General features: G+C 47.4%; 11 protein-coding genes. 4 read left to right on the forward strand and 7 right to left on the reverse strand.

Features of this window, described 5'->3' with window-relative positions; all coding sequences use genetic code 11:
* Positions 1–26: 26 nt before the first annotated feature.
* Together QUB63_RS24075 and QUB63_RS24080 are read right to left on the reverse strand one after the other, a co-directional pair.
* Entirely contained in the window at positions 27–2,180 is a 2,154-nt protein-coding gene (locus QUB63_RS24075; protein WP_332947853.1) for a polyribonucleotide nucleotidyltransferase, read from the reverse strand.
* Between the two features lie 146 nt (positions 2,181–2,326).
* Positions 2,327–2,503 carry a hypothetical protein gene (locus QUB63_RS24080; protein WP_332947854.1) on the reverse strand — a complete coding sequence of 59 codons (177 nt, stop codon included), beginning with the start codon at positions 2,501–2,503 and terminating at the stop codon, positions 2,327–2,329.
* A gap of 93 nt (positions 2,504–2,596) precedes the next feature.
* On the opposite strand from QUB63_RS24080, the gene QUB63_RS24085 reads away from it, so the two are divergent.
* Both QUB63_RS24085 and QUB63_RS24090 read left to right on the forward strand, forming a co-directional pair.
* Positions 2,597–5,923, forward strand: a complete 3,327-nt coding sequence (locus QUB63_RS24085) for a DEAD/DEAH box helicase (protein ID WP_332947855.1) — start codon at positions 2,597–2,599, stop codon at positions 5,921–5,923.
* Positions 5,924–6,151: 228 nt separating this feature from the next.
* Entirely contained in the window at positions 6,152–6,979 is an 828-nt protein-coding gene (locus QUB63_RS24090; RefSeq protein WP_332947856.1) for an SWIM zinc finger family protein, read from the forward strand.
* A 499-nt stretch (positions 6,980–7,478) separates the two neighbouring features.
* On the opposite strand, the gene QUB63_RS24095 is transcribed toward QUB63_RS24090, so the two are convergent.
* Both QUB63_RS24095 and queG read right to left on the reverse strand, forming a co-directional pair.
* Entirely contained in the window at positions 7,479–8,117 is a 639-nt protein-coding gene (locus QUB63_RS24095) for an HAD-IA family hydrolase (RefSeq protein ID WP_332947857.1), read from the reverse strand.
* Positions 8,118–8,304: 187 nt separating this feature from the next.
* On the reverse strand, positions 8,305–9,270 hold the full coding sequence (gene queG / locus QUB63_RS24100) for a tRNA epoxyqueuosine(34) reductase QueG (protein WP_332947858.1): 966 nt from the start codon (positions 9,268–9,270) through the stop codon (positions 8,305–8,307).
* Between the two features lie 278 nt (positions 9,271–9,548).
* Between queG and QUB63_RS24105 the strand changes: the two genes are divergently transcribed.
* Positions 9,549–10,511: an orange carotenoid protein N-terminal domain-containing protein gene (locus QUB63_RS24105; RefSeq protein ID WP_332947859.1), complete on the forward strand. Its 963-nt coding sequence runs from the start codon at positions 9,549–9,551 to the stop codon at positions 10,509–10,511.
* Positions 10,512–10,845: 334 nt separating this feature from the next.
* Positions 10,846–11,277: a nuclear transport factor 2 family protein gene (locus QUB63_RS24110; protein ID WP_332947860.1), complete on the forward strand. Its 432-nt coding sequence runs from the start codon at positions 10,846–10,848 to the stop codon at positions 11,275–11,277.
* A gap of 384 nt (positions 11,278–11,661) precedes the next feature.
* Here QUB63_RS24110 and QUB63_RS24115 read toward each other — a convergent pair whose 3' ends face one another.
* From QUB63_RS24115 to rsmH, 3 genes are all read right to left on the reverse strand, one after another.
* Positions 11,662–12,084, reverse strand: a complete 423-nt coding sequence (locus tag QUB63_RS24115) for an ATP-binding protein (RefSeq protein WP_293256122.1) — start codon at positions 12,082–12,084, stop codon at positions 11,662–11,664.
* A gap of 452 nt (positions 12,085–12,536) precedes the next feature.
* Complete coding sequence (locus QUB63_RS24120; protein ID WP_332947861.1) at positions 12,537–14,210, reverse strand: SpoIIE family protein phosphatase; 1,674 nt, start codon at positions 14,208–14,210, stop codon at positions 12,537–12,539.
* 220 nt (positions 14,211–14,430) lie between these two features.
* Complete coding sequence (gene rsmH / locus QUB63_RS24125; protein WP_332947862.1) at positions 14,431–15,333, reverse strand: 16S rRNA (cytosine(1402)-N(4))-methyltransferase RsmH; 903 nt, start codon at positions 15,331–15,333, stop codon at positions 14,431–14,433.
* Positions 15,334–15,375: the final 42 nt, after the last annotated feature.

The following is a 15,375-nucleotide window of genomic DNA, read 5'->3' on the forward strand; positions in this document are numbered from 1 at the left end:
AGTAATTACCAATTACCAACTCTCAACTATTTATTCAACGCTTCGCGGGCAGCAACCGCTTCGTCGGGATGAATGTTCAAGCGGGTCAAATTAATTCGACCTTTGTTGTCAATTTCTCGCACTTTGACAATGACTTCATCGTTGACAGCTAACTCGTCTTCCACTTTCCCGACGCGGTAGTCCGCTAACTGGGAAATATGAATCATGCCTTCTTTTCCTGGCAGAATTTCCACAAAAGCGCCGATCGGAATAATTCGAGTTACGCGGCCGACATACACGTCTCCTGCATTCAACTTGCGCGTCATGCCTTGGACAATGTTGTAAGCCCGCTGAGCTTTTTCGCTGTCGTTGCCGGCAATTGTCACGGTTCCGTCATCTTCGATGTCAATCTTGACACCGGTTTCTTCGGTGATGGCTTTGATTGTTTTGCCACCGGGCCCAATTACCAAACCGATAAATTCTGGATCGATTTTCAGGGTTAGCAAACGCGGTGCAAACGGCGACATTTCCTTGCGGGGAGTGTCGATGGTTCCCAGCATTCTTTCTAAAATGTGCAGTCTGGCCGGTTTTGCTTGACGGATGGCATTGGCAATCACATCTAAGGATAAACCTTTGATTTTCATGTCCATCTGCAAAGCAGTAATTCCGGTGTCGGTACCGGCTACTTTGAAGTCCATGTCGCCTAAAAAGTCTTCAATTGCCTGAATGTCAGTCAAAATTCGGACTTCATCGCCTTCTTTAATTAACCCCATTGCCGCGCCGCTGACGGGTTGGGAAAGGGGAACGCCTGCATCCATTAATGCTAGCGTTGAGGCGCAAACTGAACCCATTGATGTGGAACCGTCGGAAGAGAGGATTTCTGAGACTACGCGAATGACGTAGGGGAAATCTTCTTTGGATGGCAAAACGGGCAGCAAAGCGCGTTCTGCGAGGGCTCCGTGACCGATTTCTCGGCGTCCGGGCGATCGCATCGGTTTAGTTTCTCCCACGGAAAACGGCGGGAAATTGTAGTGATGCAGGTAGCGCTTGTCTTGCTGCGGGTGCAAGTCGTCTCCTAAGTCTTGGGCGTCGCCTGGGGTTCCCAGGGTGGCTGCGGACAAGACTTGGGTCAACCCGCGATTGAACAGCGCACTGCCGTGTACTCTTGAAGGCAGCACCCCTACGCGGCAAGAAACGGGCCGCACCTCGTCTAGCTTGCGGCCGTCTACGCGGACGCCATCTTCGAGGATTTGCTTGCGCATCATTTTTTTGGTAACGTCTTTGAAAACGTTGCCGATCGCCTTGCTGTTGGCGCCCGCGGCTACTTTTACCGCGTCGTCTTCGGGAAGTTCGGCGATCGCAGCTTCGACTGCATTTGCCTTAACTTCGTCCAAAGCTGCATTGCGCTGGGTTTTGTCTTGTTCAAATTTAGACAAAATGATGCGGATTGGGGCTTCGGCGCGATCGCGAATAAAGTTTTCCAGGGCCGAGTCTAGGGATGGCCGTTCCTCTACCACCAAATCGATGCCCAATTCCGCCATTATTTCGCGCTGGGCTTGAATCAAGTCGCAGGTTGCTTCGTAGCCGAAGTCGATCGCCTCGATGATATCCTGTTCCGGCAATTGGTTGGCGCCTGCTTCTACCATGATTACTCCGTCAGGAGAACCGGCTACCACGAGATCCAACTCGCCTTCTCTGATTTCGCTGTAGGTTGGGTTGATGATGAAATCGTCCCCTACCAAACCGACTCGCACCGCCGCCATCGGCCCGTAAAACGGCATTTTCCCCAGCAGAATCGCTACGGAAGCGCCCGTTACCGCCAAAACGTCCGGCGGCACTTGTTCGTCCATCGAAACCGTTGTTGCTACAACTTGGATGTCATCTCGCAGCCAGCTTGGAAATAGCGGGCGCAGCGGTCGATCGATCAAACGCCCAGTCAAGGTCACTTTTTCTGGGGGACGCCCTTCCCGGCGCAAAAATCCACCGGGAATTTTACCGCCTGCGTAGAGTCTCTCTTCGTAATCCACCAACAGGGGCAGGAAATCAATTCCCTCTCTCCCCGGAGATCGAGTCGCCGTCACTAAAACCGCCGTGTCACCCGACTGAATCAAAACTGCACCGCCTGCTTGAGGCGCCAGTAAACCAATCTTCAGTCTAATATCCCGTCCATCAAAGGATATTGACTTGTCTATCTCTACCATGTAGCACTGCTTCCTTATCTACCACATTCTTTCTCTGTCGGGATCGTAACATTACCGCAGGATGTTTGAGAGTCCGACGGCAAAAGACAGAGATAATCGGCGGGCGATCGACTGTCCGGGCCTCGATTGTAAGCATTTATACTTTTTTATGTTCTCCCGTCAATTCTCCGGTCGATCGCCCGCCAAACGCCTGCCATAGATGGTACGATGAATTTTCGATTTGGTAATTGGTAATTGGGAATTGGTAATTGGGAATTGGTAATTGGGAATTGGTAATGCAGAATCATTTCTAATGACTGATGACTAATGACTGATGACTCCATTTTATGTAGTTCGTTTAAAAAATATCATTCACAAATCAAATAGGACTGCTGTAATAAGTATCGCAATTAAATAAAATTATCAGGATTAAAAAAATGGCAATTTTACACGGCAGTTGGTTATTAGAAAACGAAAAAAGTGGCTTATTTATTTGGGGAGAAACTTGGCGGAAAATAGGGGCGATGGATACCGCTGAATCGGGGATGAATCTTCGCCATCCCTTGGCAATGACCGAAGCTGAATTTAAGATTTTCCTAACTTCCTTGCAGCAGTCGGGCAAACTCAACTGGCAATTACCCGAAACCGCAGAGATTAAGGAAAAAAGCAAGAAAACTAGGATCTCGCCCAAAACTCAAAACGCACCCCTTCCCACGGAAAATTTATCGATTCAGAGGCAAGTTCGGGCGATCGCGCTTCCCACCCAAATCTCGGCAGACAACGCAACTGTGATGCCGCAGCACTCAGCAGCAACACTTGAAGAATCAACTAAAACCGAGGAAATTTACCTTTATCCTTGGCAAGTCGAGGGTTATTTACTAAACCCTCAAGCAGCTTTTCTTTTCTTGCAATCATTACCTCTCAATAGCACAGAATTAGACTATTTTGTGGGTTCAGATTTGCGTTTTTGGTCTCATATTGCTAGGTGGAGTTTGGATTTGTTGGCGAGGTGCAAATTTTTGCCAGCTTTGGAGCAACAATCCGATGGTTCGGCTATTGCTAAGTGGCAACCTTTGTTAGATAGTTCTACTGATATTCTCCGTCTCGCTACTTTTTCTAGGCAAATGCCGACGGCTTGTCGAACATATCAATCGAAGGAAGGTTCGGCAGCGGATTTTGTAACGGATGTAACGGATGTAATAAGAGAAGGTTTGCCAGGGAGTAAGGTACGGGATGTTGCGGTGGATTTGCCGGTGGGGACAGAGGAATTGGTGTTGGGGTTTTTGAGCAGTGTTATAGATGGTGAAGTGCGATCCTCTTCGAGGGCTGCGCTAACGGCTGCTAGCTCAACTTTAGACATCAAAACAGTTTCTCCAACCCGCGAATGGCTGCAAGCTTTGCAACAAGAATCTGGGATTGTGCGCGCAGAATCAGCAGCTTTGGAAAACTTGGCAGCCAAGCTGACTGCTTGGACTGCACCGCTGCAAAATCAACTATCTCAACAAAATCAATTTCACACTTGCTTTCAACTAATACCGCCGTCGCCCGGTAAAGTTAACTGGAGTTTAAATTATTGCTTGCAAGCAGTAGATGAAACCGATTTCTTGGTAGACGCGACAACTGTGTGGAACAACTCAGTCGAGCGTTTGAATTATGCGGGGCGGACAATCGAATTGCCTCAAGAAACTTTGCTCAGCGGCTTGGGTTTAGCCTCGAAACTTTATCCGTTAATTGAACCGACTTTGCAAGCACAGCGGCCTCAATCTTGTCAATTAAATCCGCTGCAAGCTTACGAGTTTATTAAGTCTGTGGCTTGGCGGTTTGCTGATAGCGGGTTGGGCGTGGTTTTGCCGCCGAGTTTGGCTCATACTGATGGTTGGGCGAGTCGTTTGGGTTTGAGCATTCAAGCGGAAACTCCGAAGGTGAATCCGGCGAAAGGCCCGCTGGGATTGCAAAGTCTGCTAAGTTTTAAGTGGGAATTGACGATCGGCGGACAGCGCATTTCTAAGGCTGAGTTTGACAGATTGATCGCGCTGAATTCACCTTTGGTGGAAATTAACGGCGAGTGGGTGGAGTTGCGCGCGCCGGATGTGAAAGCGGCTCAAACTTTTTTTGCCAGCCGCAAAGAGCAAATGACTCTTTCTTTGGAGGATGCTTTGCGTTTGGCTTCGGGCGATTCTCAGACGATTGAAAAATTGCCTGTGGTGAATTTTGAAGCAACGGGTCAACTTCAGGAGTTGCTGAATACTTTGAGCGATAATCAAGCGGTAAGTGCGATCGCAACTCCAGCTACTTTCCGAGGACAATTGCGGCCTTATCAAGCGCTAGGGGCAGGCTGGTTAGCATTTTTAGAACGCTGGGGTTTGGGTGCTTGTCTCGCGGACGATATGGGATTGGGAAAGTCGATCGAGTTAATTACTTTCCTCCTCCACTTGCAAGAACAAGATGCCCTAGAAGCACCGACATTACTGGTTTGTCCAACATCATTATTAGGCAATTGGGAGCGAGAAGTAAAGAAGTTTGGCCCGACGTTGAGAGTGTTACTGCACCACGGAGACCAACGCGCCAAAGGCAAAGCATTTGCAGCGGCAATTAAGGGCAAAGATTTAATAGTTACCAGTTATTCCCTGGTGTTTCGCGATGCTAAGGAAATTCAAGGTATTAAGTGGCACGGATTGGTTTTAGATGAAGCGCAAAATATTAAGAATTCTGAGGCGAAGCAGTCGCAAGCGGTGCGGCAAATCGAGGCATCTTTTAGAATTGCGCTGACGGGAACTCCGGTGGAAAATAGACTGCAAGAATTGTGGTCAATTTTAGAGTTTCTGAATCCGGGATATTTGGGGCCGCGCAATTTCTTTCAGCGCCGATTTGCTATTCCGATCGAGAAATACGGCGATCGCGAATCATTGCATACTTTGCGATCGCTCGTGCGGCCTTTCATCCTCCGCCGCCTGAAAACCGACAAGGAAATCATCCAAGATTTGCCGGAAAAACAGGAGATGACTGTATTTTGCGGGCTGGCCTCTGCACAGGCGGCATTATATCAGAAAATAGTCGAAGAGTCAATAGCTGATTTAGAATCAGCCGAAGGCATTCAGCGCCGGGGAATGATTCTGGCTTTGCTGGTAAAACTCAAGCAACTTTGCAACCATCCGGCGCTTGTGAAAGCAGAAGCTAAGCCTAAAGAATTGAGCATTAACAGCCAAGAATCGGGGAAATTGCAGCGGTTGGTGGAAATGTTGGAAGAGGTTGTCGCCCAGGGCGATCGGGCTTTGATTTTTACTCAATTTGCGGAATGGGGAAAACTCCTGAAACCGCATCTAGAACAGCATTTAGGGCGAGAAGTTTTGTTTTTGTACGGCGGAATTAAGCAACAGCAGCGGGAAGAAATGATCGATCGCTTCCAGCATGACCCCCAAGGCCCGCCGATTATGATATTATCCTTGAAAGCGGGCGGTACGGGCCTGAATTTAACCAGAGCCACCCACGTTTTCCACTATGACAGGTGGTGGAATCCCGCAGTAGAAAATCAGGCAACTGACCGCGTATTTCGCATCGGTCAAACCCGCAACGTGCAAGTCCACAAATTTGTCTGCACTGGCACGTTAGAGGAGAAAATACACGATATGATCGAGAGCAAGAAAGCTCTAGCGGAACAAGTAGTCAGCGCGGGCGAAAACTGGCTCACCGAACTCGATACAGACCAATTGCGGAATTTACTAATTCTCGATCGCAATGCTATTATAGAAACCGAAGAAGAATAATTTTCATGGTTCGATCGTTCGGACTTCAGTCCTTCTTTTTGCGGACTAAAGTCCTCACTACAAACCTTCTTATTTCTTTCTTTCTTCCTTCTTCCTTCTTTTTGCGGACTAAAGTCCGATGCTGCGAACCAGGTTTTATTAATGTATTTAACGCTCAAATGTATTTAACGATCGTGATTTATTCCATCCGTTAAATCCGTTACGCAATCCGTTGCCGAACTTCTTCCTATGATTGACAGAGAATGGTGGACACAACAGTGGTTAGATTTAATCAATACCTACCGCTTCAAAAAGCGCTTAGAACGCGGCTGGCAATACGCGCGCGAAGGTAAAGTTCTCAGCATTAAATTTCCCAACCAAGAAGTAATCGCCCTAGTTCAAGGCACCGAGCCCAAACCCTATCAAGTTTCTTTGGGACTAGATACATTGAGCGATGAAGATTGGGATTACGTGATTGAAAATATGTCGCAAAGAGCGGTGTTTTCAGCTAAACTATTAGCAGGAGAAATGCCGCACAATATTGAAGATGTATTTGCAGCGGCCGGAAAAACGCTATTTCCCTTAAGCTTGTCAGATATTCGATCGCGCTGCACCTGTCCCGACCCGAAAAATCCTTGCAAGCACATCAGTGCAGTATACTACTTATTGGGCGATCGCTTCGGCGAAGACCCCTTCGTACTGTTTCAACTGCGGGGCAGAACCAAAGAGCAAATCTTGAGTGCACTCCGCCAGAGACGGGGTACGCAAGGAGAGGAAAATTCCCAACTCAACGAGGGCGAAAATTCTCCGACTGCGAATGCTAAATTGCCGAAGGTCGATCGCTTTTGGGAATACAACCAGCAGCTAGAATCATCTTTAGTAGTGATTGTACCGCCGCCCAGCAGCGAAACAGTGTTAGATATTTTAGGCCCAATTCCCCTCGCCACCGACGGCAAAGGAACAACTACCAAATCGTCCCCCGCATCAGACGCCATCAAGCAGCATTTTAGCAAAATCTACCAAGCAGTTAGCCAACAAGCAGTTTTAACAGCACTGAAACGGGGCGAAGGAGACTAACAAATTCTTCTTTCTTTCTCGGGATGATGCTCGCGTCTCCGAAACCCGGTTTCTGAGAAAATCTGGGTGGCGCGGCGAAATATTTGACAAGAAACCGGGTTTCTGGGAATAATGCAAAGTCTCAGAAACCCGGTTTCTTAGAAAATTTGGGTGGCGCGGCGAAATATTTGGAAATAAACCGGGTTTCTCTGAATCATCCATCACGCTAAGAAACCCGATTTAGTATACTACAAATTTCACAAAATAATTCAACTAATTCCGTTTAGCAGAAGGCGGGTTGGCGAAACGCAACCAAGTTGCCAAAGTAGCTACCGCGAAAACTGAAGCCAAACTAAAAGTCAAGAAAGTTTCAAAGGCTGACATAATGCTGTTCCTCTTTATTTGAGCGATCGAATAAGTCTTTATCCTTTATCTTTATATCAAGAACGATCGGCTTTTTCAATGCGATCGCGCATAAGTTTTTACTGCTTGAAGTTTTGTTACATTGGTTTACATTAGTTTACATTGGTCTCATCTGACTCATAATTTCTATCAATTCCTGGGGGCGTTCAATCAAAAAATCGGGATTGTGTGCAGCCAAAGCCTCCTGAGAATTAAAACCCCAACCTACAGCAATTATCTTAATTCCCGTTTTTTTTGCAGCGTCTATATCTCGGATTTCATCTCCCACATAAACGACTTCTTCAGGATTTATATGCTCTCTTATCAGCCATCTATTAATAACTTTATGTTTGCCAAAAGTTGAACTAGAGTAAACAAACGTGAAAGTGCCTTGCAAACCGTTGATTTCTACCGCTTCTAAGACATTTTCTAGTGAATTAGAGGTGATAATACCCAGTTGAAAGCCCAGGTTTTTTAACTCCAGCAAAACTTCTTTAATTCCCCCAAATAATTGAATATTGGGAATTTCACGGCGCAACTCCGATCTTAACTTTCTAATCAGCAGCGGGAATTTGAAGAGAGAAATGCCAGAATACCGGAGGATTTGCCAAGAAGTTAAGTTGCTCAGTTGAGCGAGTTCCTCTTTGGTCGCAGACTTAAAGCCGAATTCTGCTGACAAACGGTTGGTGATGCTCAGAAGAATGTCAATTGTATCTGCTAAAGTACCGTCAAAATCAAAAATAATTACTTTGGTCATTGGACAATAGCAAATAAGGAACCGCGAATCATACCATTGAAGAATTGAAGAATTGAAGAATTGAATAATTGGGGAATGACTTACTGCATAATAATGTATGGGATATTGGTGCTTGTGGTGCACCCTACGGTTATTCTCTATAGGGTAAGGTGCTTGTGGCGCACCCGGAGCGCGAACATCTCAACTTTTAATGGTGAATTTGATTTGCTTTCGCATTCCGCCGCAGCATTTCCGGTTTAATTCGCCGCAGCGCCGAAGCTGTAAATCTGCGGTTCCATTCCTCGTCGGAAATTTCGGCTAATTCTGCAAGTGTCGGTGCTATATTTTCAGGATAAGGCTCAAATTCTGCAACATCAGTTGGTTTGGCAAATCTCTGATTCCAGGGACAAACATCTTGACAAATGTCGCAACCTGCTACCCAACCTTGTAAATTAGATGCAATTTGGTCGGGGAGTTTTTCGGCTCGATTCTCGATCGTATGATAAGCTATGCACCGATCGGCATTCACGACAAAAGGCTCAGTAATTGCTTTCGTCGGACAGGCCTCAATGCAGCGAGTACAACTACCGCAATGTTGGGTGTGCGGCGCATCGGGCTCTAACTCCACATTAGTCAAAATTTCGCCCAAAAACACCCAAGAACCGTATTCTCGCGAAATTACATTACCATTTTTGGCAATCCAGCCAATCCCGGCCCGCTGCGCCCACATTTTATCCTGAATCGGCCCGGTATCAGCATAATAACGCGCTTCAATTCCCTCGCCTGGCGATCGCACCCAATTTGCTAACAGCTTCAGTTTTTTGTGCAGAATTTTGTGGTAATCGCGCCCCCAACCGTAGCGAGAGATTTTAGCATATTTTCCAACTGCATCGTCCCCCCCTTCAAAGGCGGGATTCTCAGGGCGTTGGTGAGGCGTGTAGTAGTTGATGGCGACACATATTAATGACTGCACGTCTGGCATGAGCGATCGAACATCCAGCCGCTTCGGGTTGGCCATCCATGCCATATCCGCCTGATAACCCTTGTCCAGCCAAGCCTGCAATCTTTGTTTTTCTCGATCGACATCTGCGTCTGCCGAGGCGATCCCGACTTTGTGAAATCCCAACTCTAGGGCTTTTTGCTTCACCAAAATGCTGCTAATTGGCGCTTTCATTTGACACCAGGGAAATATTTACCTTTTGTATTGACTGTTTTGATTTTATATGATATGCAAAGCGATTTTAACGATCGGCTTCCTAAATAAACTAATTGGGAGCAAAGTCTAGTGACGGCGATCGCAATTTACCAAACCATTGATTATAGTTTTGTAACTCAGCTATATGTAATTTATATTTGCAAATGTTAACAAAACGTTACATGATTTTAATCAAGGGAGTTCAAAATTCGCTAACGACCGTACCTCACTAAAACAGCGAATCTCACAAAATACACATGGCAGTTAGTATTCAATCGGCTCAATCTATTTTCTCCAACACCGAGATTGCTAGCATTGTTCCGGCTACCACGGAAGCGTTCTACAAACTCAGCGTCGAAGACCAACTCGCACTGCTCTGGTATGCCTACACCGAAATGGGCGTTTCCATCACCGCAGCAGCTCCGGGAGTAGCCAGCATGGCGCTTGTCGAAGGCATCCTCAGCGAAATCAAGCAAATGTCGCCGGCTGCTCAAAGCAAAACCATGTTTGACCTGGCCAGCAACGCCGACACCACGATCGGCCGAATTTACACATCCTTGCGCGTCAACACCAAACTCGGTTTCTGGTACGAGTTGGGACAGTTGATGAAACAGGGCCTTGTGGCTCCGATCCCCGCCGGCTATCAAATGTCTCCCGAAGCCACCACAGTTCTTGAAACTATCAAGAAACTCGATCCGGGTCAACAAATTACCGTACTTCGCAATACCGTAGTTCACATGGGCTACGACCCCGATTTCAGCCAAGAGTACGGCAAACGCTCGGCCCCCCGCAGCACTCCTACCGCTGTAGAAGAGCGGGTGAAAACCAAGATTGAGGGTATCAGCGAGCAGACAGTCCTCAACTACATCGACTACATGAACGCCTTCGACTTCACCCCAGCCGTGGGTTTATTTGCCGAAGAAGGCGCTCTGCAACCGCCTTTCCAAAAGCCGATCGTCGGTCGCGAAGCTATCCTCAACTATATGCGGGAAGAGTGCATCGGACTGAAAATGATGCCTAAGCAAGGCGTATCCGAACCCGCAGAAGACGGCTACCGCCAAGTTAAAGTCACCGGCACTGTCGAAACTCCTTGGTTCGGCGCGAATGTGGGTATGAACATCGCGTGGCGGTTTATGCTCGATCCTCAAGGTCAAATTTTCTTTGTGGCGATCGACTTGTTGGCCTCTCCTAAAGAATTGCTCAATTTGATGCGCAAATAGAATATTCTTGTTTGCTCAGTCAAACAGAATTCTACAGAAACCCAGATGCCTTAAGGTGTCTGGGTTTATACTATTTTGGATTTGGGATTTTAGATTTTAGATTGGGGAATTGGGAATGACTTATGGCATAAGGGTTTGGAGCTGACCTACAGTTGCATTTTTTTTGAAAGTAGTATTGATTTTGGTCGATCGCGACAATTGCTGCGATCGGCGCTAGGAGGGTTCCTCCTTTTTTCGGAGAATTTTTTACAGGGTCTACTTATATCTTTTGAGGGATTTGCTGCGACAAAGAGAATGATTACATTAGACTCATTCATCTAAAATCACTTCTTTTATGACCGCAACAACTCGACCTATTTTAACTCGCTCTATAAAGATTGCCGGCATCACAAAGCCAGCGGTACTGCGATATTTTGAAACTTTAAACGCGGGCGATTTTGCAGCGACGGCTAATTTGTTTGCTGGTGACGGGGTTCTGCACGCGCCGTTTGAAGAGCCAATTATCGGGAAAAGCTCGATCGCCGCTTATCTAACAACAGAAGCGCGAGGAATGCAGCTCGAACCGCAGCAAGGTATCAGCCAAATTTTAGAAGATGGCGTAGTTGAAGTTCAAGTCAGCGGTCGAGTGCAAACTTCCGCATTTGCTATTAATGTCGGATGGCTGTTCCTGCTCAATTCTCACCAAGAAATCCTTTCTGTCACCGTCAAGCTGTTAGCTTCTCCCCAAGAATTGCTAAATCTGCGCCCTAAGAAATTTAACGTTTAATATAGCAATTATCAAGTGAGTGAGGTAGAGATTGGTAATGGGTAATTGCTAATGGGGAAAAAGGTAATTGGTAATTGCGAATTGGTAAGAATGCTACCGCAATCAAATTATAAAAACCCGGTTTCTTTGGTATTTGTGGCCAATTCAAGCAGAAACCGGGTTTTTTACCCAACTCTCTGGTGAAATGTCGCCAACGGTATAAAAACCCGGTTTCTTCGGTATTCGTGCACCGGGGACTGTACCCTACAAATTTACAGTCTCTTAGAGAGGGACGAGATTGCACGAAAAAGTTGCTGTCACCGCACGGTGCGACAGACAACCAAAGCGAGTCAAAAAGTGCATTGTCATTGACCGATGACGGCAGGACCGATGACTAACAGCTAATTAAGATTTTTCCGGCAAACTCGCTTCCAACTTCAGACAGTTGCGACCGTCTAATTGCAAACTGTAGTCCACCCGATCCATAAGTCTGCTCATAATCAGCCAGCCATAGCCGCTTTCCTGTTTAGCTTCCGGTCTCGGGGGACTGTAAGTATCCATTTCGTAACCTTTACCGTAGTCCCAAATTTCTAAACCAATATCCCGATTTTTTAAATTCAAGCGAATTAACACCGGCAAATTGGGTTGATCTTTGTGAGCATGGCGGATCACGTTAGAATAGGCTTCTGCTAACACCAAGCGCAAACGATTCGACTGGCGCGGCCAATCGACGTGCTCTCCTAGCTCTACTTCCAAACTGCTCAGCAACCAATTTTCAACAATTGTTAAGAACCGCAAGTCGCTTGGCACATGAAGCTCAGTATTCATAAAAAAATCCTGTAAGTTTGGAAGCCCTGTGTCTTCAGACCAGGGATGAAATACGACACGCCGAATTAATTTGGCGTTAATATTTGTCGCTACATGAAGGATACTCAATAGCGGGCGATCGATGCAATACACTTTTTTTTGAAAGCATTCATCAAAAAGCATCAGTTAAGAGTTAGGCATTGACCCCGCCCAAAAACGGATACCGTGCCGCGTACTTCAGTCGTGGAGAGATAGAACATTTTAGAGGAAAGTTCAAGCTCCCAGATTCACGGCGCTGCGAGTCAAATCGAAAAATGGAAAATCGAAAAATGGAAAATCGACTGACGCGCTAGTTCTGTAACTTTTGCCGATCGCCCGCGTTCCCAGCGGTAATCTGTGGGGCCTTCAACCAGCAATGCTTCAGTTTTTGAGACCCGAAGCCCCCGACTATCCGTCGGGAGTTGCTGGCAGATTCAGAGAACCTCCAGAGAGAGTATGGTTTGGTCGTCTTCCTGAACTGGATTGTCAGCTCGGATGTGAGCCAACAAATTGTCCAAGCTGAAGGAACCAGGCTCCTCAATCAAAAGTTTCCAAAGCCCTTCTTGTTGTAGCATAGAACGGGTTGGTTCAGCCCCGGAGACCGCTTGACTTGTCACGCTAGCTTCAGTAATCCCGTCACTCGTCAGCAGAAATACATCTCCTGACTTTAATTCGATCGCACCTGCTTTGCCTTTCCAGACTGGCAGTATCCCCAAGGGAATGCCGCGAGCTTTGAGGAAATTCGGCTCGGCTGGCGTTGCACCGCTAGCGGCACTCGCTTTCACCTCTGACTGAGACCAAACGATCGGGTAAATGTGACCGGCATTAGCAAAGGCGAGGTGTCCCGTTGACGGAGTGTAACGAGCTACAACCATTGTAATAAAATGGTTGTTGCCGATCAGGTCGTCAGCCATACTGCTATTCATGTTCTGCATAACTCGATCGGGCTCGGGAGAAACTTCTTGAGAAAGTTCGCGCCGCATCACCGAAATCGCGCTCGCCATAAATAGAGCAGCCGGAACACCCTTACCCGAAACATCACCTACCGCTATCCAAATATCCCCTTGCGAGTGGACGTAGACTTCAAAAAAGTCGCCGCCAACTTCCCGCGCCGGATAGCAACAAGCTTGCACCCTGACAGTTTCAAAATCCGGCCAACTTTGGCGCAACAAGTTTGTTTGGATTTGGCGGGCCACTTCCAACTCGTTTTGCATCTGCTTGGCTAAATCCAGAGTCCGCTGGTAGAGCTTAGCTTGAGACAGGGCGAGAGCAGCTTGAGCTGCTACACCTTCTATTAACTCTATATCTTCTGCAGACCAAGGGTTAGTGCCGCCAATCTGACACAAAGCTAGTACCGCCAGCAAGTCTTGCTGGTAAGTCAAGGGCACAGCAATCTCAACCGAGTTACCGTCACTCCCACTGTTGGCGTTGACTTGAGTTTGGCGGCTGGCTACGGCTTGAACCAGCAAATTTTCATCAAATGAAAAGCTGCTAGGTTCGGCGGTTTGGGCTTGGTAGGGGAAGGTACTCGGCAACAGTCGATCGACCTCTACGGGCCGCAGCATACAATAGTTGGCCTCAAAAGTTTGACCTACGGTTTGAACAATAGTTTGTACCATACTAGAGTAATCTAGCGACCCGCGAATCACGCTCATTACCTCATTAAACAGAGATTCCTTGCGTAAAGCGCGGCGCAGTGCAACGCTGCGCTGCTTGTAGTATTTGTAAGTTTCTGACGCTTGATTGATAACTGATTTCAGTTCTTCTGGATTCCACGGTTTGGTGATGTACTTGAAAACTTGACCTGCGTTGATTGCTTCTACCAAGTCTTCAACATCGGTGTATCCAGTCAGCAGAATCCGAATTGTATCGGGAAAGCGATCGACTGTTTTCCCCAAAAACTCGGTACCGTTCATTTCTGGCATCCGCTGGTCAGATATAATCACCGCCATCTCGCCCTGTTCGTCTAGAACGGACAGGGCGCTGAGGGCGCTATCTGCTTTGTAAACCTGAAAGTCGCGTCGAAACGTCCGGTACAGCAAATCCAAGTTGTCGGGTTCGTCATCGACTACCATTAGTTTCAGTTTGCTTCCATCTCCCCGACTCATGCTATTCCCTACTCCTAGGCGAATTAATCAGGTCTAAAACTAGCTTGTCAAGTACCCTTCGCGGATTGGGCCGAGCCGAATCAGCGTCAGGGGTTCGGGTTTCATAGGTCAGTGCCGTGACGGGTGATACAACAAGGATATTCGGAACTTGCATCCGGTCGCGGCCTTACCTGACCCCGCCTTGTTTTGGAACTCATCCTTTACTGCCATTAGTGCCGAATCAAGTTAATTTTTCTGCCAGTCTGAGCTTAGCAGAACGAGAGCGGGGATTTCTAGCTAGTTCGTCGGATTGGGGTACGATCGGCTTTTTTGTCAGTACCTGCAAACACTCTGTTGCTCTCAACTGGTGCTTAACCGGCCTGTCTTCCAGGCTGTGAAAAGTAATAATTCCGATTCTCCCACCGGGTTTTAACCATTTAGGAGCTTCGTTGAGAAAAGTTTCTAAAGACGCAAGTTCGGAGTTAACAGCTATCCTTAAAGCTTGGAAAGTGCGGGTAGCGGGATGGATTCTACCGTTGCGCTGCTTGGGCGGGAAGCTGCTAGCGATCGCCCCAGCGAGTTCTGTTGTAGTTTGAAAAGGACGGCTTTGCACAATCCGCCTCGCGATGCGCCGCGACAGTCGCTCCTCGCCATATTTGTAAATAATATCTGCTAGTTTAACTTCTTCCCAGTGGTTGATAATCTCTTCTGCGGTCAAAGATTGCTGCTGGTTCATACGCATATCTAGTTGAGCTGGGTGGCGAAAACTAAATCCTCGTTCCGGTGTATCGAACTGAGCCGAGCTGACGCCCAAGTCTGCTATGATACCATCAAATTCGGCATCTGGGGACTTGTATTGAGCAAAGTTGCCGTGCCAAAACTCAACGGGCGAGTTGGCAAATCGGGTTTGGCAAAAACGGATGGCTTGTTCGTCGCGATCGATCGCCACCACAGTCACATCAGGCGCCGCCGCTAAAATCAAACTCGTGTGTCCGCCGCCCCCAAGCGTCGCGTCCAAATAGCGACCGCCCGGACGCACAGCCAAACCGGCAATTAACTCGCTTCCCAAAACTGGAACGTGATAGGTGTCTATACTGACATCCGATCCAAGGGTCTCCTTCTCAGAGAGCTCAATATCCTTCATAATCATAAAAGCCAAACAAAAATCAACAATAGCTAGTAATCA

Origin of the sequence: Microcoleus sp. ARI1-B5 (genome assembly GCF_036705795.1) — a bacterium.
Taxonomy (GTDB): Bacteria; Cyanobacteriota; Cyanobacteriia; order Cyanobacteriales; family Microcoleaceae; genus Microcoleus.